Source organism: Thermomonospora cellulosilytica (assembly GCF_014138835.1).
Classification (GTDB): Bacteria; Actinomycetota; Actinomycetes; order Streptosporangiales; family Streptosporangiaceae; genus Thermomonospora; species Thermomonospora amylolytica.
Genome location: NZ_JACJII010000001.1, coordinates 5,571,922 through 5,589,444, shown reverse-complemented (window position 1 = coordinate 5,589,444; position 17,523 = coordinate 5,571,922). Strand labels below are relative to the sequence as shown.

Sequence of the window (17,523 nt, the reverse complement as noted above, 5' to 3'; positions counted from 1 at the left end):
GTGCCGAACGTGGCGGCGGAGGTCGCGTTGCACACGGCCGTGCACGGCTATCTGGCGCATCTGGCCGCCGAGCGCGGGCTGGCCGCCAACACCCTGCGGTCCTACCGGCACGACCTGAGCCGTTACGTGCGGGTGCTGGCCGCCCGGGGCCGGCACGCCATCGGCGAGGTGACCGAGGCCGACGTGCTGGACTTCCTGGCGGCGCTGCGCGAGGGCGAGCCCGGACGGCCACCGCTGTCGGCGCGGTCGGCGGCCCGCGCGGTGGCGGCGGTCCGCGGGCTGCACCGGTTCGCCGCGCAGCGCGGCATGGCCCCCGCCGACCCCGCCGCCGGGGTGCGCGCGCCCGCCGCGCCGCGCCGCGCCCCCAGGGCGATCTCGGTCGCCGAGGTGGAACGGCTGCTGGCCGCCGCCGCGCCCGACGACACCCCGCGCGGGCTGCGCGACCGGGCGCTGCTGGAACTGCTGTACGCCTCCGGGGCGCGGATCTCCGAGGCGGTCGGGCTGGACACCGGCGACGTCGACCTGGCCGCCGGGCTGGTCCGGGTCGCCGGGCAGGGCGGCCGGACCCGGCTGGTGCCGGTCGGCGAGCACGCCCGCCGGGCCGTGCAGGCCTATCTGCTGCGCGCCCGCCCCCGGCTGGCCCGCGACGGCGCGGCCGGTCCCGCATTGTTCCTGAACGCCCGCGGCGGTCGGCTGTCCCGGCAGGGCGCCTGGATGGTGCTGCGGGCCGCCGCCGAACGGGCCCGGCTGGCCGGGGTGTCCCCGCACACGCTGCGGCACTCGTTCGCCACCCATCTGCTGGACGGCGGTGCCGACGCGCGGATCGTGCGGCGGCTGCTCGGGCACGCCGACGGGACGGCGGGGGAGGGCCCGGGCGCCGACCGGCTACTGCGCGACGTGTACGCCGAATCCCATCCCCGGGCCGGGATCTGACCGGATCCGGGTAATCGGTGTCACCGCGCGCGTCGGCTTGAGACCGGGGCGACGGAACCCTAAAGTCCCCGTTTTGGACGGTAACCAGGCCCCGGGAAGGTTCGAAGCCGTGACCAGTACGCCAGAGGCCGCCGAGAGCGAGCTCTCGGCAGCCCTGACCGACCCCCGCCAGGCGATCGGGCCGACGGGGCGGCCCCTGCCCGAGTTCCCCGAGCCCGAGCCGCTGACCGAGCACGGGCCGGCGCGCATCGTGTCGGTCTGCAACCAGAAGGGCGGCGTCGGCAAGACCACCACCACCATCAACCTGGGCGCGGCGCTGGCCGAGGTCGGCCGCCGGGTGCTGCTGGTCGACTTCGACCCGCAGGGCGCCCTGTCGGTGGGCCTGGGCAAGGGCGACCCCCGCCAGCTCGACCTGACGGTCCACAACCTCCTGCTGGAGAGCAACGTCTCCTGGGAGGAGATCGTCATCGACACCGGCGTGGAGGGCATGGACCTGCTGCCCAGCAACATCGACCTGTCGGGCGCGGAGGTCCAGCTCGTCCACGAGGTCGGCCGCGAGTACATCCTCGCCGGAGCGCTCAAGCCGGCGGTCCCCGAGTACGACTACATCCTCATCGACTGCCAGCCGTCGCTGGGCCTGCTCACGGTGAACGCGCTGGCCGCCAGCCACGGCGTGCTGGTGCCGCTGGAGTGCGAGTACTTCGCGATGCGCGGGGTCGCGCTGCTGATGGAGACGATCGAGAAGGTGCAGTCCCGGATCAACCCGGAGCTGCAGATCGACGGCGTGCTCGGCACCATGTACGACTCGCGGACCCTGCACACCCGGGAGGTGCTGCAGCGGATCGTGCAGGCGTTCGGCGACCGGGTGTTCCACACCGTGATCAACCGGACGGTGCGGTTCCCCGACGCCACCGTGGCCGGCGAGCCGATCACCTACTTCGACCCCTCCTCGATGGGCGCCAACGCCTACCGCGAGCTCGCCAAGGAGGTCCTGGTGAGGTGGAACCAGGCCGGCTGAGCGCGGCCGGGGCCGTGACGGCCCGCCGATGCCTGGTCATCGGCCCGATTCCGTTACGGTCTTACGTGTGAAGCACGCCGCCGCCCCCGACACCGGCGACCCGCGGGCCGCCGCACCGCAGGCGGACGCCGCGGACACCGGGCAGCCGCAGGGCTTCCAGGTCCGTCTGGACAACTTCGAGGGCCCCTTCGACCTGCTGCTGGCGCTGATCTCCAAGCACAAGCTCGACATCACCGAGGTGTCGCTGCACAGGGTCACCGACGAGTTCATCGCCTACATCCGGTCCCGGGGCCCGGACTGGGAGCTGGACCAGGCCAGCCACTTCCTGCTGGTCGCGGCGACGCTGCTGGACCTGAAGGCGGCCCGGCTGCTGCCGTCCGGCGAGGTCGACGACGAGGAGGACCTGGCCCTGCTGGAGGCCCGCGACCTGCTGTTCGTCCGGCTGCTGCAGTACCGGGCCTACAAGGAGGTCGCCAAGGTCCTCGCCGGGCGGATGGCCGCCGAGTCCCGCCGCTTCCCCCGCGCGGTGCCGATGGAGCCCCGGTTCGCGAACATGCTGCCGGAGGTGTTCCTGGGGCTCGGGCCGGTCGAGTTCGCCCGGCTGGCCGCCAGGGCGCTGGCGCCCAAGGGCCCGCCGCCGGGGGTGTCGGTCGAGCACATGTACACCCCCAAGGCCAGCGTCACCGAGCAGGCCGCCATCGTGGTCGCCAAGCTGCGGCGGCTGCGGCGGGCCACGTTCCGGACGCTGACCGCCGACGCGCAGGGCACGTTCGAGGTGGTGGCGCGGTTCCTGGCGCTGCTGGAGTTGTACCGGGAGAGGGCCGTGACGTTCGAACAGGCCGAGCCGATGGGGGAGCTGCACGTCACCTGGACCGGCAGCGACGAGGGCGAGGTGGCGGTGGCCGACGACTACGAGGGCGCCCGGGAGCCGGCCGGCGACCGGTCCGGCGACCGGTCCGGCGAAGAGGAACGGGCATGACCGCGACGATGGGCGAGCAGACGCCCGAGGAGTCCGCGCAGCCGGACCTGCGGGCCGCGCTCGAGGCGATCCTGATGGTGGTGGACGAGCCGGTGACCGAGGTCACCCTGGCGCAGATCCTGGAGAGGCCCCGCCGGGAGGTCGCCGCGACGCTGCGGGAGCTGTCGGCGGAATACACCGCCCAGGGCCGCGGGTTCGACCTGCGGGAGGTCGCCGGCGGCTGGCGCTTCTACACCCGCGCCGAGTGCGCGCCGGTGGTGGAGCGCTTCGTCACCGACGGGCAGCAGGCCAGGCTGACCACCGCGGCGCTGGAGACCCTCGCGGTGGTGGCCTACCGGCAGCCGGTCAGCCGGGCCCGGGTGTCGGCCATCCGGGGGGTCAACAGCGACGGCGTGATGCGCACCCTCACCCTGCGGGGCCTGATCGAGGAGGCTGGTCAGGACCCGGAGACCAACGCCCATCTGTACCGGACCACCGGGTACTTCCTGGAGCGGCTGGGCCTGGGCAGCCTGGACGAGCTGCCCGACCTGGCCCCGTTCCTCCCCGACGACATACCCGACGACATTCTCGAGGACGACCGCACGTGAACACCGACACCCACAACGAGGGCGTACGCCTGCAGAAGGCCCTGGCCGACGCGGGGGTGGGCAGCCGCAGGCACTGCGAGCAGCTCATCGCCGAGGGCCGGGTCAAGGTCGACGGCAAGGTGGTGTCCTGGTTCGGCGCCCGGGTCGACCCGGCCAAGGTCGTCATCCACGTCGACGGCCTGCGCGTGGAGACCCGCCCGGAGATGCGCTACTACGCCGTCAACAAGCCGCGCGGCGTGGTGTCCACCATGTCCGACGAGCGCGGCCGCAAGTCCCTGGCCGACTTCGTGGACGTCCCCGAACGGCTGTTCCACGTGGGCCGGTTGGACACCGACACCGAGGGGCTGATACTCCTCACCAACGACGGCGAGCTGGCGCACCGGCTCACCCACCCCAGCTACGGGGTGCAGAAGGTGTACCTGGCCGAGATCCAGGGGCCGGTCAAGCGGGACCTGGGCAAGCGGCTGCGCGCCGGCATCCCGCTGGAGGACGGGCTGGCCCGCGCCGACCGGTTCAAGCTGGTCGAGCAGGTCGGCCGGCGGGCGCTGGTGGAGGTGGCGCTGCACGAGGGCCGCAAGCACATCGTGCGGCGGATGCTCAAGGAGGCCGGGCACCCGGTGCAGCGGCTGGCCCGTACCGAGTTCGGCCCGATCAAGCTGGGACACCTGAAGTCCGGCGGGCTGCGCGCGCTGACCATGAAGGAGATCGGCGAGCTGTACAAGGCGGTCGGGCTCTGACGCTCGGGCCGACGCACGGCTGGGAAGGACGACGACAGTGGCGGTACGGGCGATCCGGGGGGCCACCCAGGTGGACGCCGACGAGCGGGAGCTGATCCTGGAGGCGACCACCGAACTGGTCTCGGAGGTGATGCGGCGCAACGAGCTGACCACCGACGACGTGATCAGCGTCATCTTCACGCTCACCCCCGACCTGACCGCGGAGTTCCCCGCGCTGGCCGCCCGCAAGCTGGGGTTCCACGAGGTGCCGCTGCTGTGCGCCAGCGAGCTGAACGTGCCGCACGCCATGCCCCGGGTGATCCGGCTGATGGCGCACATCGAGACCGACAAGCCCCGCTCGGCGATGCAGCACGTCTACCTGCGCGGCGCCACCGCCCTGCGGCTGGACATCGCCCAGTGAACGCGGATCGGCGGGCCGGGCGGACGGCGCGGGAGCAGGGGATCGGGCGGATCGTCGTCATCGGGACGGGACTGATCGGCACCTCCGTCGCGCTGGCGATGCGCGGGCGGGGCGCCGAGGTGCTGCTGGCGGACCGGGACGGGGCCTCCCTGGAGCTGGCGGCCCGGCTGGGCGCGGGCTCCCCGCTGCCGCCGGACGGGCCCGGCGAGCCCGCCGACCTGGCCGTGCTGGCGGTGCCGCCGGCCGCGGTCGCGCCGGTGCTGCTGGACGCCCAGAAGCGCGGGCTGGCCCGCGTCTACACCGACGTGGCCAGCGTGAAGGCGCTGCCGCTGGCGGCGGCGGCCGAGCTGGGCTGCGACCTGAGGACGTTCGTGGCGGCGCATCCGCTGGCCGGCAGTGAACGGTCCGGGCCCGCCGCCGCCCGCGCCGACCTGTTCCTGGGCCGCACCTGGGCGGTGTGCCCGGCCGCGCAGACCGATCCGGCCGCCGTGGCGCTGGTGGAGGAGCTGGCCCGGGCCTGCGGCGCCGCCCCGCTGCGGGTGGAGGCCGCCGAGCACGACCGGGCGGTGGCGCTGGTCTCGCACGCCCCGCACGTGGTGTCGGCGGCGACGGCGGCGCGGCTGCGCGGCGCCGACGAGGTCGCGCTGGGCCTGGCCGGGCAGGGCGTGCGCGACGTGACCCGGATCGCCGCCGGGGACCCGGAGCTGTGGATCGGGATCCTGGCCGCCAACGCCGGGCCGGTCGCCGACGTGCTGGAGGAGGTCGCCACCGACCTGGCGCTGGCCGCCGCGCTGCTGCGGGACGGCGGGGAGGGCGCCATGGAGCACGTGCGGGAGCTGCTGTCGCGGGGCAACGCCGGGCGCGCCCGGATCCCCGGCAAGCACGGCGGGCGGCAGTCCCGGTACGCGGTCGTCCCGGTGGTCGTCCAGGACCGGCCGGGCGAGCTGGCGCTGCTGTTCCAGGCGGCCGGGGTCGCCGGGGTCAACATCGAGGACGTGGCGATCGAGCACTCCCCGGGGATGCCGGTCGGCGTGGTGGAGCTGTCGGTGGAGCCGGCGGCGGCCGGCCGGCTGGCCGACGAGCTGCGCGCCCGGGGCTGGTCCGTCCCCGGCTGATCTCCGGGAGCGGTAGCCTGGCACGCCGGGGCCGGGCGCGGCACGGGCCGCGCACCCCCGCGACTCCTCCGCCGGCACCCGTTCCTTGAAACCTGGGAAGGAATCCACCGTGTCGCTCGTTATCGCCATCGACGGACCGTCCGGGTCGGGCAAGTCCAGCGCGTCCAAGGGCGTGGCCCGCGCGCTGGGACTGCGTTACCTGGACACCGGGGCCATGTACCGGGCCATGACGTGGTGGATGCTGAACCAGGGCGTTCCGGTGCAGGACGCCGAGGCCGTCGCCGCGCGGGCGGGCGAGCCGGTGCTGGAGTGCGGCACCGACCCGGACGCGCCGACGATCGCGGTGGACGGCACCGACGTGTCGGGCCCCATCCGCACCCGCGAGGTCACCAACGCGGTCAGCGCGGTCAGCGCGGTGCCCGCGGTCCGCGAGCGGCTGGTGGCGCTGCAGCGCCAGATCATCGGGACGGGGGGCATCGTGGTGGAGGGCCGCGACATCGGCAGCGTGGTGGCGCCCGACGCACCCGTCAAGATCTTCCTGACCGCCAGCGAGGAGGCCCGGGCGCAGCGCCGTGCCCGGGACCTGGCCGCCGACCCGGCGGCGACGGTGGAGCTGACCCAGGCCGAGCAGGCCCGCCGGGACCGGCTGGACTCCACCCGCAAGGCGTCCCCGCTGACCAAGGCGGAGGGCGCGGTAGAGATCGACTCCACCGGCCTGAGCCTGCCCGAGGTCATCGAGACCGTCGTGCGGCTGGCCAAGGAGAGCACCGCCACGGGGTGACCCCGGGCAGCCGCAGGCTCCGAACCGGTCGTCCGCGGAGCACGTGGTACGGCAGGACGACCACGAAACCGGAGTAGACGTGAGCGAGTACGACGTCGTGGAGAGCGCGGAGTTCGAGACCGCCGGCGATTTCGGGGCCGACGAGCGGATCCCGCCCGTGGTGGCCGTGGTGGGGCGTCCCAACGTGGGCAAGTCCACCCTGGTCAACCGGATCCTGGGGCGCCGCGAGGCGGTCGTGGAGGACGTGCCCGGGGTGACCCGGGACCGGGTCGCCTACGACGCCGAGTGGAGCGGCCGGCGGCTGACCGTCGTGGACACCGGCGGCTGGCTGCCGGACGCCGCCGGGCTGGCCGCGGCCATCGCCGAGCAGGCCCGGATGGCGGTGGACCTGGCCGACGTGGTGCTGTTCGTGGTGGACGCCACCGTCGGCGCCACCGACGTGGACGAGGCCGTGGTCGACATCCTGCGCCGGTCCGGCAAGCCGGTGCTGCTGGTGGCCAACAAGGTCGACGACGCCGCCACCGAACTGGAGGCGGCGGCGCTGTGGTCGCTGGGCATTGGCGAGCCGCACCCGGTCAGCGCCCTGCACGGACGCGGCAGCGGCGACCTGCTGGACGCGGTGCTGGAGGCGCTGCCCGAGCCTCCGCCGCCCGTGCAGACCGCCGAGGGCGGGCCGCGCCGGGTGGCGCTGCTGGGCCGCCCCAACGTCGGCAAGTCCAGCCTGCTCAACAAGCTGGCCCGCGAGGACCGGGTGGTGGTCGACGACGTCGCCGGCACCACCCGCGACCCGGTGGACGAGCTGATCGAGCTGGGCGGCCGGACCTGGCGGTTCATCGACACCGCCGGGATCCGGCGGCGCTACCGGGAGAACCAGGGCGCCGACTTCTACGCCACCCTGCGCACCCAGTCGGCGCTGGAGCGCGCCGAGGTGGCGGTGGTGCTGATCGACGCCAGCCAGTCGCTGGCCGAGCAGGACCTGCGGATCATCTCCATGGTGATCGAGTCCGGCCGGGCGCTGGTGCTGGCCTACAACAAGTGGGACCTGCTGGACGAGGAGCGCCGCTACTACCTGGAGCGGGAGATCGACCGGCAGCTGCACAACGCCCGCTGGGCGCCGCGGGTCAACATCTCGGCCTACACCGGGCGGCACGTGGACAAGCTGGTGCCGGCGCTGGACACGGCGCTGGAGGGCTGGGGCCACCGGGTGCCCACCGCCAAGCTCAACCAGTTCTTCGCCGAACTGGTGGCCGCGCATCCGCACCCGATCCGCGGCGGCAAGCAGCCGCGGGTGCTGTTCGCCACCCAGGCGGGCGTCCGGCCGCCCCGGTTCGTGCTGTTCACCACCGGTTTCCTGGAGGAGGGCTACCGGCGGTTCATCGAACGCCGGCTGCGCGAGGAGTTCGGCTTCCCCGGCACCCCCGTCGAGATCAGCATGCGGATCCGCGAGAAGCGGGGCGACAAGGGGTCCCGGCGCGGCAGGAAGTGAGGCCCGCGGGCTTCCCGGGCGGCGCGATCCTCCCTATCGTGGAGGCTGAAACGAGAACACGTTCTACCGCGTCGCCCGGGAGTTGCCACGTGCGGACCCTGCTGTTCGTCCTCGCCGCGATCGCTCTGGTGGCCTGGGGTTTCGCCGGGGACATGCCCTGGCTGTGGGGCCTGGGCCTGCTGGTGGGCCTCGGCGCGCTGCTGGGCGACAAGGACCCGGTCCAGGCCCGGTACGCCGAGCAGGGCGCCGAGACCCCGCAGACCGTCCGCCGCATGCGCAGCAGGGACCTGTGACCGCTCAGGCGCGGCCCGCGCCGGGTTCGCCGGCCACCCGGTGGTCGGCGGGCTCGGCGGACTTGGCGGGCTCGGCGGGCGGCGCCTGGTCGGGGCGGAGCGCGTAGCGGCCCTGCGGCCGGGCCATCGGCTGCGTGACGCCCTCGGGCCGCGATCCGGCCGGCGGGTGCGCCTCCCAGGGCTCCTCACGGCGGGCGTCGTGCTCGGCGAGCTCCTCCGCCAGCCGGGCCTCGCGGACGCCGACCACGGCGAACCGGCCCAGGGCCAGCGCGGCGAAGAACACGATCACCGTGCCGAGCCCGGTGAAGAAGCTCAGCTGCTCGGCCACCTGCCGGGTCTCGCCGCCCAGCGGAGTGCCGACGCCGTCCGCGTTCCACAGCACCGACAGCGGCCCGCCGACCACGAACCAGGCGCCGCCCAGCACGGCCAGCCAGGCCCCGAGGATGGCCACCGCCCGGTTGGCGACGGCCAGCACGATCAGCCCGCCCAGCACGGTCGCCGCCGCGGGCGCCGCGCTCAGCAGCAGCCGGTCGTCGGTGACGTGCCACGGCTCGTCGGGGCTGAAGGCGAAGTCGGCGTACGGGCCGACGAACGGGATGAGCCCGCCCCACAGCCCGAGCAGCACCAGCATGAGCCCGCTGAACGCGCCACGGCTGCGCGGTACTCGCATCGTCCCAGTCATGTGATCTCCTGACCAGGTGGGGGGTTTGGTCCAGTGAAACCGCCTTACCCGCCCAGGCACGGTCCAAGCACCGCGGCACCGGCGTCCGCCCCTGTCACCGGCCGGTGACGGGGGCCGGGGACCGGCCGCCCCCGTCCGGTGTTCAGGACCAGCCGACGCTCTCGTCGAGCTCCGCGGACGGCTGGGTCAGGCTGAACCAGTTGCCGAAGTCGTCGCGGAAGATCGCCTCGACGCCGTAGGGCCGCTTCTGCGGCTCCTGCAGGAAGTTGACTCCCCGCGCCTTCATCGCCCGGTAGTCGCCCTCGCAGTCGTCGGTGGTGAACGCCCCGGCGCCGAGCGCGCCCTTGGCGATGAGGGCCTTGATCTGCTCGGCGGTCTCCGGGTCGTGGGTCGGCGGGCCGGGCACCATCAGGGTGAGCATCAGGTCCGGCTGGTCCTTGGCGCCGACCGTCACCCAGCGCATGCCGCCCTCGCCCAGGGTCAGGTCGTCGCGCACCTCCATGCCGAGCTTGTCGACGAAGAAGTCCTTGGCCCGGTCCTGGTCCAGGACCCATACGGTGGCCACTCCGAGTCCGGTGATCATCGCCGCCTCCTGGCAGGTCGTCGTCGTGTTCGTGCTGCTCACGCTAGGGATCGCGGTTCTCGGGGGACTTCTCGAAAGTTGCGGCGTGCGGCGTGCCGGCCCGGAAGCCGCCCGCCCAGAACAGCGCGAAGCAGCCCGGGATCCGCCCCGCCCCCTCGGTGCGGGCGCGGGCGCGGAACTCGGTGGGGGTCATGCCGACCTGCCGCTTGAAGCGGTTGCAGAAGCTGCCCAGGCTGGTGAAGCCCACGACCATGCAGATCTCGGTGACCGTGAGGTTGGCCGAGCGCAGCAGGTCCTGGGCCCGCTCGATCCGGCGGCGGCTCAGGTACTGGCCCGGGGTCTCCCCGTACACCTCGCGGAACAGCCGGATGAAGTGGTAGCGCGAGTAGCCCGCCTCGGCGGCGACGGCGTCCAGGTCGATCGGCTGCGACCAGTCGCGGTCCATCACGTCCTTGGCCAGGCGCAGCCGGTGCAGTTGCGCCAGGTCCGGCCGTCCCATGTCCCGATCCTGGCACACCGCCGGGCCGCGTGGCGTCGCACCCGACGGCCGGGACGGCGGAGCCGACCGCATCTGCGAGGCTGAACGCGGAGATGGTACGCAGATTCCAGGGTTGATCCGGGATTGGCGTCGTATCGGCGAGATGTTACGGTTCCGGCGTGGAGACGTTCCGGATCAGTGAGGCCGCCGGGCTGCTGGGGGTCAGCGCCGACACGGTGCGCCGCTGGGTCGACGCCGGGCGGCTCCCCGCGGACCGCGACGAGCACGGTCACCGCCGGATCGCCGGGGCCGACCTGGCCGCCTTCGTCCGCGAGCAGGCCGGGCGGGACGGGCCCCGGGGGCGGTTCTCCTCGGCCCGCAACCGGATGCGCGGCATCGTCACCGACGTCGTCCGCGACACCGTGATGGCCCAGGTGGAGATCCAGGCCGGGCCGTACCGGCTGGTGTCGCTGATGAGCCGGGAGGCCGCCGACGAGCTGGGCCTGCGGGTCGGGGTCGTCGCCGAGGCCGTGGTCAAGTCCACCAACGTCGTCGTGGAGCTGCCCGATCATGACTGACCGCATCGCCCGCCGGGCCGCCCGGACCGTCGCCGCCCTGGCCCTGGCCGTCGCCGCGGCCGGCTGCGGCGACGCCGGCCGGACCGGCGGGGGCGGCGCGACCCTGACCGTGTTCGCCGCCGCGTCGCTGACCGAGTCGTTCACCGAGCTGGGGCGCGCCTTCGAACGCTCCCGGCCCGGCGTCAGGGTGCGGTTCTCGTTCGCCGGCAGCTCCACGCTGGCCCGGCAGATCGCCGAGGGCGCGCCCGCCGACGTGTTCGCCGCCGCCGACCAGAACGCCATGCGCACCGTCGCCGGCGCCCGGCGCACCGCCGCCCCCCGGGTCTTCGCCCGCAACCGGCTCGTGATCGCGATCGCGCCGGGCAATCCCGGCGGCGTCCGCTCGCTGCGCGACCTGGCCGGCCGGAGGGTCAAGGTGGTGCTGTGCGCGGCCCCGGTGCCCTGCGGCGCCGCCGCCCGCAAGGCCCTGGACGCCGCGAACGTGCGGGTCACCCCGGTCTCCGAGGAACAGGACGTCAAGGCGGTCCTGACCAAGGTGCGGATGGGGGAGGCCGACGCCGGGCTGATCTACCGCACCGACGTGCGGGCCTCGGGCGGGCGGGTCGAGGGCGTGGAGTTCCCCGAGTCCGCCCAGGCCGTCAACGACTACCCGATCGCGCCGCTGACCGAGGCCCCCGAGCCCGGGCACGCCGAGGCGTTCGTGGCCCTGGTGACCTCCGCGCAGGGCCGTGCGGTGCTCGCCGGGGCGGGGTTCGGCCTGCCGTGAGCCGGGGCCGGGTGCCGTGGCCGCTGGTGATCCCGGCGGCGCTCGGGCTGGCCTTCCTGGTGCTGCCGCCGGCCGGGCTGCTGCTGCGCGCCCCTTGGTCCACGCTCGGCACCCGGCTGGCCGAGCCGCAGGTGCTGACGGCGCTGCGGCTGTCGCTGGTGACCGCCACGCTGGCGACCGGGCTGTGCCTGCTGCTGGGCGTTCCGCTGGCGTGGGCGCTGGCGCGGGGCGGCTTCCGGGGGCGGGGCCTGGTGCGGGCGCTGGTCACGGTGCCGCTGGTGCTGCCGCCGGTGGTGGGCGGGGTGGCGCTGCTGATGGTGCTGGGCCGCAACGGGATCGTCGGCCGGTGGCTGGACGCGGCGTTCGGCGTGACGCTGCCGTTCAGCACGGCCGGGGTGGTGCTGGCGGAGGCGTTCGTGGCGATGCCGTTCCTGGTGATCAGCGTGGAGGGGGCGCTGCGCGGGGCGGACCCGCGGTACGAGGAGGCCGCCGCGACGCTGGGCGCGTCCCGCTGGACGATCTTCCGGCGGGTGACCCTGCCGATGGTCGCGCCGGGCGTGGCGGCGGGCGCGATCCTGTGCTGGGCCAGGGCGCTGGGGGAGTTCGGCGCGACGATCACGTTCGCGGGCAGCTTCCCGGGCCGCACCCAGACCATGCCGCTGGCGGTCTACCTGGCGCTGGAGACCGACCCGCAGGCGGCGATCGTGCTGAGTCTGGTGCTGCTGGCGGTCTGCGTGGCGATCCTGGCGCTGCTGCGCGACCGGTGGGTGAGCGGCCCGTGACCGCCGGTCTGCAGACCCGGCTGGTGGTGCGCCGCGGGGACTTCACCCTGGACCTGGCGCTGGAGGCCGCCGCCGGCGAGGTGGTGGCGCTGCTCGGGCCCAACGGCGCGGGCAAGACCACCGCGCTGCGGGCCCTGGCCGGGCTGACCCCGCTCGCCGCGGGGCACATCCGGCTCGACGGCGAGCCGGTGCACGACCTGGCCGCCGAACGCCGTCCGGTCGGCGTGGTGTTCCAGGACTACCTGCTGTTCCCGCACATGACCGCGCTGGACAACGTGGCGTTCGGCCCCCGCTGCCGGGGCGCGTCCCGGCGGGAGGCGCGCCGGCGGGCGGGCGAGTGGCTGCGGCGGGTCGGCCTGGAGGGGCACGAGGACCGCAGGCCGCGGGCGCTGTCGGGCGGGCAGGCCCAGCGGGTCGCGCTGGCCCGGGCGCTGGCCGTCGAGCCGCGCCTGCTGCTGCTGGACGAGCCGCTGGCCGCGTTGGACGCGCACACCCGGCCGCGGATCCGGTCCGGGCTGCGGCGGCACCTGGCCGACTTCGGGGGAGTGGCGATCCTGGTCACCCACGACCCGCTCGACGCGATGGTGCTGGCCGACCGGCTCGTGGTGGTGGAACGCGGCCGTCTGGTCCAGCAGGGGCCGCCCGCCGAGGTCGCCCGGCATCCCCGCAGCGACTACGTGGCCCGCCTGGTGGGCCTGAACCTCTACCGGGGCCGGGCGGACGGCCACACCGTCGCCCTGCACGGCTCGCCGATCCGGCTGGACACCGGCGAGGCCCTGCACGGGGAGGTGTTCGTGGCGTTCGCCCCCTCGGCCGTGGCGCTGTACCGGGAGCGTCCCGAGGGCAGTCCCCGCAACCGGTGGCGGGCCCGCGTCGAGACCGTCGAACGGCACGGCGACCGCGTCCGGGTGGGGCTGGGCGGCCCGGTCCCGGCGGCCGCCGACGTCACCCCCGGCGCGGTGGCCGAGCTCGGGCTGGCCGAGGGGAGCCGGGTCTGGGCGGCGGTCAAGGCCACGGAAACCCACGCCTACCCCGCCTGAGATCACACCTTCTGGGTGGTTAGTCCGACTCGTCCCGGGCACGCTCCAGGCAGGTGACATCGGTCACAAACGGCCCCGGGGACGGTAAAAACGGCCCGGATTGGTCCAGACCAAATGGAAAACATGTGTCGTTTTGTTCATCATGCAAAGATCCTGCGAACAGCATAAGGAGTTGCCCGTGTCCCAACAGGTACCCGGCCTCGATCAGGCCCCCACCAGTCACGCCGAGCTGGTCGACTGGGTGCGCCGGATCGCCGAGCTCACCAAGCCCGACCGGGTCGAGTGGTGCGATGGTTCGGACGAGGAATGGAAGCGGCTGACCGACCTTCTCGTCGAGCAGGGCACCTTCAAACGCCTGAACCCAGACAAACGGCCGAACAGCTTCTACGCAGCCTCCGACCCCAGCGACGTCGCCCGCGTCGAGGACCGCACCTTCATCTGCTCCGAGCGGGAGGAGGACGCCGGCCCCACCAACAACTGGATCGCGCCGGCGGAGATGCGGGCCACCTTCGACACGCTGTTCGACGGCTGCATGCGGGGCCGCACCATGTACGTGGTGCCGTTCTGCATGGGGCCGTTGGGCGGTGAGATCTCCCAGCTCGGCGTCGAGATCACCGACTCGGCCTACGTGGCCGTGTCGATGCGGATCATGACCCGGATGGGCGCGCCCGCGCTGCGGCTCATCGAGGAGCGCGGCTCGTTCGTCAAGTGCGTCCACTCGGTCGGCGCCCCGCTGGAGCCCGGCCAGCAGGACGTGCCGTGGCCGTGCAACTCCACCAAGTACATCTCGCACTTCCCCGAGACCCGGGAGATCTGGTCCTTCGGGTCCGGGTACGGCGGCAACGCGCTGCTCGGCAAGAAGTGCTACGCGCTGCGGATCGCCTCGACCATGGCCCGCGACGAGGGCTGGCTGGCCGAGCACATGCTGATCCTCAAGCTGACCCCGCCCAGCGGCGAGACCCGCTACGTGGCGGCCGCGTTCCCGTCCGCCTGCGGCAAGACCAACCTGGCCATGCTGCAGCCGACCATCCCGGGCTGGAAGGTCGAGACCATCGGCGACGACATCGCCTGGATGCGGTTCGGTGAGGACGGCCGGCTGTACGCCATCAACCCGGAGGCCGGCTTCTTCGGCGTCGCCCCCGGCACCGGCGAGACCACCAACGCCAACGCCATCAGGACGCTGTGGGGCAACAGCATCTTCACCAACGTCGCGCTCACCGACGACGGCGACGTGTGGTGGGAGGGCCTGACCGACGAGCCGCCCGCGCACCTGACCGACTGGAAGGGCAACGACTGGACGCCGGAGTCCGGCACGCCCGCGGCGCACCCGAACGCCCGCTTCACCACCCCGGCCGGGCAGTGCCCGACCATCGCGCCCGAGTGGGAGGACCCCAAGGGCGTGCCGATCTCGGCCATCCTGTTCGGCGGTCGCCGCGCCACCGCCGTGCCGCTGGTGACCGAGTCGTTCGACTGGCAGCACGGGGTGTTCCTGGGCGCCAACGTGGCCTCGGAGAAGACCGCCGCCGCCGAGGGCAAGGTCGGCGAGCTGCGCCGCGACCCGTTCGCCATGCTGCCGTTCTGCGGCTACAACATGGGCGACTACTTCGCCCACTGGATCAGGATCGGCAAGCAGGCCGACCCGGAGAAGCTGCCGCGGATCTACTACGTCAACTGGTTCCGCAAGGACGCCGACGGCCGGTTCATCTGGCCGGGCTTCGGCGAGAACAGCCGGGTCCTGAAGTGGATCGTGGACCGGCTGAACGGGCGGGCCGACGCGGTCAAGACCCCGATCGGCCACGTGCCGACCAAGGAGTCGCTGGACACCGAGGGCCTGGAGATCGACGAGGCCGACCTCGACACCCTGCTGTCGGTGGACGTCGAGGTCTGGAAGCAGGAGGCCGCGCTGATCCCCGACCACTTCGACACCTTCGGCGACCACCTGCCCAAGGAGCTGTGGGAGGAGTACCGCGCCCTGGTCAACCGCCTCGGCTGAGCGGGCGGACCTGACACGGACCGGACAACGGCCATGACGCGCGCCGCGTTCCCCGATCTCCGGGGGGCGCGGCGCGCGCGTGCGTTCAGGCCGCCCGGTCCGCGACCCGCCTGACCATGCCGGACGCGCCCGGCTCGATCCCCCACGTGTAGATCCGGCGGGGACGGATGCGGATCAGCTCCGGGCTCATGCCCGGCCGCGGCGGCCGCTGCCCGGTCAGGGCCTCGGCCTCGCCGCGGATCTCCATGCCCCGCACCCGCCAGGGGTCCGTGGAGGTCAGTTCGTCGATCACCAGCGCGACGTTCGGATTGCGCTGGACGTTGCGGAACTTGCGGGTGGACCCCAGCGCGAAGCCGCCGATGTCGAACGTCCCGGTCCCGGCGTTGTAGAAGAAGCCGACCGGGTTGTTCTGCGGCGCTCCGCCGGCGTCCACGGTGGCCAGCCGGCCGAGCCGCTGGGTCCGCAGGAAGGCCAGTTCGTTCTCGGTGAGCTCCATGACCCGATCCTGGTACCTCAACCAAGGTTGAGGTCAAGCTAGAGTGGGGGCATGACGCAGTCCACCCGTTCCGAGCTCACCGTGGGCCAGCTGTCCCGGCGCAGCGGGGTCGCCGTCTCCGCGCTGCACTTCTACGAGGCCAAGGGGCTGATCCGCAGCCGCCGCACGGCCGGCAACCAGCGCCGCTTCTCCCGCGACACGCTGCGGCGGGTGGCGTTCATCCGGGTGTCCCAGCGGGTCGGGATCCCGCTGGCGGAGATCCGCGAGGCGCTGGCGCGGCTGCCGGAGGAGCGCACCCCGACCGTCGAGGACTGGGCGGCGCTGTCGGAGGCGTGGCGGCGCAAGCTGGACGAGCGCATCGCCCAGTTGCAGCGGCTGCGCGACGACCTGACCGGCTGCATCGGCTGCGGCTGCCTGTCGCTGAGCGTCTGCACGCTGGCCAACCCGGCCGACCGGCTCGCCGAGGAGGGCCCCGGCCCGCGCCGCCTGCTGGTCCGCTCCGGTGAGGAGGCCGAGGAACGGGAGACCGCCGACCGCTGACGGCGCCCGGCCGTGGCCGCCTGCCGGTCCGTTCTCAGGAGGGGAACGCCCCGAGCCCGCCGCCGACTGCCGCTGACGGCGCCCGGCCGGAGCCGCCTGCTGGTTCGCTCTCAGGAGGGGGAACGTCCCTGGCTCGCCGCGCTAGGTGCTGCCGACGGTATTCGGCCGGGACCGCGGGCGCGTCGTCGCTTCGCTCCTGGGGCGCCGAGGCGGGCTCGGAGAGTGATGCCCCCTCAGCGGTGCCCGGCCAGGACGGCGTGGTGGTCGGCGCCGCCGACCGGCCGCGGATCGGCGTGCACGAGTGCGCCGTGCAGCCGGGGCAGGGCGTGCAGCAGGGCGTGCTCGGCGGCCACCGCCACCGCGTGGGCCTCGACCGCGCTGGCCCGGTGGTCCACGACCACCTCGCACTCGGCGCGCAGCCGGTGCCCCAGCCAGCGGAGCCGGACCGCCCCCACCCCCAGCACCCCCGGCGTGCCGCGCAGCGTCTCCTCGGCCCGGTCCACCAGGGCCGGGTCGACGGCGTCCATCAGCCGGTGGCACACCTCCCGGCCCGCCTGCCGCAGCACCGCCAGGATCGCCGCCGTGATCGCCAGCCCGACCACCGGGTCCGCCCACCGCCAGCCGGCCGCGACCCCGGCGGCGCCGGCCAGCACCGCCAGCGAGGTGAACCCGTCGGCGCGGGCGTGCAGCCCGTCGGCGACCAGCGCCGCCGAGCCGATCCGGCGGCCCACCCGGATCCGGTAGCGGGCGACGATCTCGTTCCCGGCGAACCCCACCAGGGCCGCCGCCGCCACGGCCGGCAGGTGGTCCACCGGAGCGGGCTCCAGCAGCCGCCGGATCGCCGCGTAGCCGGCCGCCGCGCACGACAGCGCGATCACCGCGACGATCAGCACCCCGGCCAGGTCCTCGGCGCGCCCGTACCCGTAGGTGAAACGGCGCGACGGCGGGCGGCGCGCCAGCCAGAACGCCACCGCCAGCGGGACGGCGGTCAGCGCGTCGGCCCCGTTGTGCAGGGTGTCGCCCAGCAGCGCCACCGAGCCCGACACGGCGACCACCGCCGCCTGGACCAGCGTGGTGAGCCCCAGCCCGCCGACGGAGATCCACAGCGCCCGCATGCCCTCGGCGGCCGACTCCATCTCCCGGTCCACCCGCCCCGCCGGTTCGTGGGAGTGCCCGTGGGAGTGCGGGCGCAGCAGACGGGCGATCCGACCGAGCGGGCCGCGCCCGTGATGGTGATGACCCATGGCGTCAGGATG

At 74.1% G+C, this 17,523-nt stretch carries 21 protein-coding genes; 16 read left to right on the top strand and 5 right to left on the bottom strand.

Features of this window, described 5'->3' with window-relative positions; translation table 11 throughout:
* Positions 1–9 precede the first annotated feature (9 nt).
* The 10 genes from HNR21_RS26375 (at position 10) to HNR21_RS26330 (ending at position 8,329) form a co-directional block, all read left to right on the top strand.
* Complete coding sequence (locus HNR21_RS26375) at positions 10–933, top strand: tyrosine recombinase (protein ID WP_119732009.1); 924 nt, start codon at positions 10–12, stop codon at positions 931–933.
* 154 nt (positions 934–1,087) lie between these two features.
* Positions 1,088–1,951: a ParA family protein gene (locus HNR21_RS26370; RefSeq protein ID WP_182708845.1), complete on the top strand. Its 864-nt coding sequence runs from the start codon at positions 1,088–1,090 to the stop codon at positions 1,949–1,951.
* Positions 1,952–2,018: 67 nt separating this feature from the next.
* Positions 2,019–2,930, top strand: coding sequence for a segregation and condensation protein A (locus HNR21_RS26365; RefSeq protein ID WP_312881291.1), 912 nt, complete (start codon positions 2,019–2,021; stop codon positions 2,928–2,930).
* The gene (scpB, locus tag HNR21_RS26360) at positions 2,927–3,517 is read left to right on the top strand and encodes an SMC-Scp complex subunit ScpB (RefSeq protein ID WP_182707331.1); all 591 of its coding nucleotides are present in this window, start codon (positions 2,927–2,929) and stop codon (positions 3,515–3,517) included. The genes HNR21_RS26365 and scpB overlap by 4 nt, the downstream gene beginning before the upstream one ends.
* On the top strand, positions 3,514–4,254 hold the full coding sequence (locus HNR21_RS26355; protein WP_182707330.1) for a pseudouridine synthase: 741 nt from the start codon (positions 3,514–3,516) through the stop codon (positions 4,252–4,254). The genes scpB and HNR21_RS26355 overlap by 4 nt, the downstream gene beginning before the upstream one ends.
* Before the next feature lie 37 nt (positions 4,255–4,291).
* On the top strand, positions 4,292–4,654 hold the full coding sequence (gene aroH, locus HNR21_RS26350) for a chorismate mutase (protein WP_119729903.1): 363 nt from the start codon (positions 4,292–4,294) through the stop codon (positions 4,652–4,654).
* The gene (locus tag HNR21_RS26345) at positions 4,651–5,769 is read left to right on the top strand and encodes a prephenate dehydrogenase (protein ID WP_312881289.1); all 1,119 of its coding nucleotides are present in this window, start codon (positions 4,651–4,653) and stop codon (positions 5,767–5,769) included. The genes aroH and HNR21_RS26345 overlap by 4 nt, the downstream gene beginning before the upstream one ends.
* A 109-nt stretch (positions 5,770–5,878) precedes the next feature.
* Positions 5,879–6,550 (top strand): (d)CMP kinase, encoded by a 672-nt coding sequence (gene cmk, locus HNR21_RS26340; RefSeq protein ID WP_182707329.1) that lies wholly within the window; start codon positions 5,879–5,881, stop codon positions 6,548–6,550.
* A 43-nt stretch (positions 6,551–6,593) separates the two neighbouring features.
* Entirely contained in the window at positions 6,594–8,036 is a 1,443-nt protein-coding gene (gene der, locus HNR21_RS26335) for a ribosome biogenesis GTPase Der (protein WP_182707328.1), read from the top strand.
* An 89-nt stretch (positions 8,037–8,125) separates the two neighbouring features.
* Entirely contained in the window at positions 8,126–8,329 is a 204-nt protein-coding gene (locus HNR21_RS26330) for a hypothetical protein (protein WP_182707327.1), read from the top strand.
* A gap of 4 nt (positions 8,330–8,333) precedes the next feature.
* Here the strand turns inward: HNR21_RS26330 and HNR21_RS26325 are convergent, their stop codons facing one another.
* The 3 genes from HNR21_RS26325 to HNR21_RS26315 all read right to left on the bottom strand — a co-directional run bounded on the left by HNR21_RS26325 (position 8,334) and on the right by HNR21_RS26315 (position 10,093).
* Positions 8,334–9,011, bottom strand: coding sequence for a hypothetical protein (locus HNR21_RS26325; RefSeq protein ID WP_182707326.1), 678 nt, complete (start codon positions 9,009–9,011; stop codon positions 8,334–8,336).
* Between the two features lie 142 nt (positions 9,012–9,153).
* Entirely contained in the window at positions 9,154–9,636 is a 483-nt protein-coding gene (locus HNR21_RS26320; RefSeq protein ID WP_220500307.1) for a VOC family protein, read from the bottom strand.
* A 1-nt stretch (position 9,637) separates the two neighbouring features.
* Positions 9,638–10,093 carry a helix-turn-helix transcriptional regulator gene (locus HNR21_RS26315; protein WP_119729908.1) on the bottom strand — a complete coding sequence of 152 codons (456 nt, stop codon included), beginning with the start codon at positions 10,091–10,093 and terminating at the stop codon, positions 9,638–9,640.
* 158 nt (positions 10,094–10,251) lie between these two features.
* Between HNR21_RS26315 and HNR21_RS26310 the strand changes: the two genes are divergently transcribed.
* From HNR21_RS26310 to HNR21_RS26290, 5 genes are all read left to right on the top strand, one after another.
* The gene (locus tag HNR21_RS26310; protein WP_119729909.1) at positions 10,252–10,650 is read left to right on the top strand and encodes a TOBE domain-containing protein; all 399 of its coding nucleotides are present in this window, start codon (positions 10,252–10,254) and stop codon (positions 10,648–10,650) included.
* On the top strand, positions 10,643–11,416 hold the full coding sequence (gene modA / locus HNR21_RS26305) for a molybdate ABC transporter substrate-binding protein (protein WP_182707325.1): 774 nt from the start codon (positions 10,643–10,645) through the stop codon (positions 11,414–11,416). The genes HNR21_RS26310 and modA overlap by 8 nt, the downstream gene beginning before the upstream one ends.
* On the top strand, positions 11,413–12,198 hold the full coding sequence (gene modB / locus HNR21_RS26300) for a molybdate ABC transporter permease subunit (RefSeq protein ID WP_182707324.1): 786 nt from the start codon (positions 11,413–11,415) through the stop codon (positions 12,196–12,198). The genes modA and modB overlap by 4 nt, the downstream gene beginning before the upstream one ends.
* Positions 12,195–13,238 (top strand): ABC transporter ATP-binding protein, encoded by a 1,044-nt coding sequence (locus tag HNR21_RS26295; RefSeq protein ID WP_312881286.1) that lies wholly within the window; start codon positions 12,195–12,197, stop codon positions 13,236–13,238. Before modB ends, HNR21_RS26295 begins: the two co-directional genes overlap by 4 nt.
* Before the next feature lie 178 nt (positions 13,239–13,416).
* Entirely contained in the window at positions 13,417–15,231 is a 1,815-nt protein-coding gene (locus HNR21_RS26290; protein ID WP_182707323.1) for a phosphoenolpyruvate carboxykinase (GTP), read from the top strand.
* A gap of 85 nt (positions 15,232–15,316) precedes the next feature.
* Here the strand turns inward: HNR21_RS26290 and HNR21_RS26285 are convergent, their stop codons facing one another.
* Positions 15,317–15,727 (bottom strand): PPOX class F420-dependent oxidoreductase, encoded by a 411-nt coding sequence (locus HNR21_RS26285; protein WP_119729912.1) that lies wholly within the window; start codon positions 15,725–15,727, stop codon positions 15,317–15,319.
* Positions 15,728–15,778: 51 nt separating this feature from the next.
* Between HNR21_RS26285 and soxR the strand changes: the two genes are divergently transcribed.
* Entirely contained in the window at positions 15,779–16,267 is a 489-nt protein-coding gene (gene soxR / locus HNR21_RS26280; RefSeq protein ID WP_182707322.1) for a redox-sensitive transcriptional activator SoxR, read from the top strand.
* A 233-nt stretch (positions 16,268–16,500) separates the two neighbouring features.
* Here soxR and HNR21_RS26275 read toward each other — a convergent pair whose 3' ends face one another.
* Positions 16,501–17,511: a cation diffusion facilitator family transporter gene (locus tag HNR21_RS26275; RefSeq protein WP_182707321.1), complete on the bottom strand. Its 1,011-nt coding sequence runs from the start codon at positions 17,509–17,511 to the stop codon at positions 16,501–16,503.
* Between the last annotated feature and the right edge of the window lie 12 nt (positions 17,512–17,523).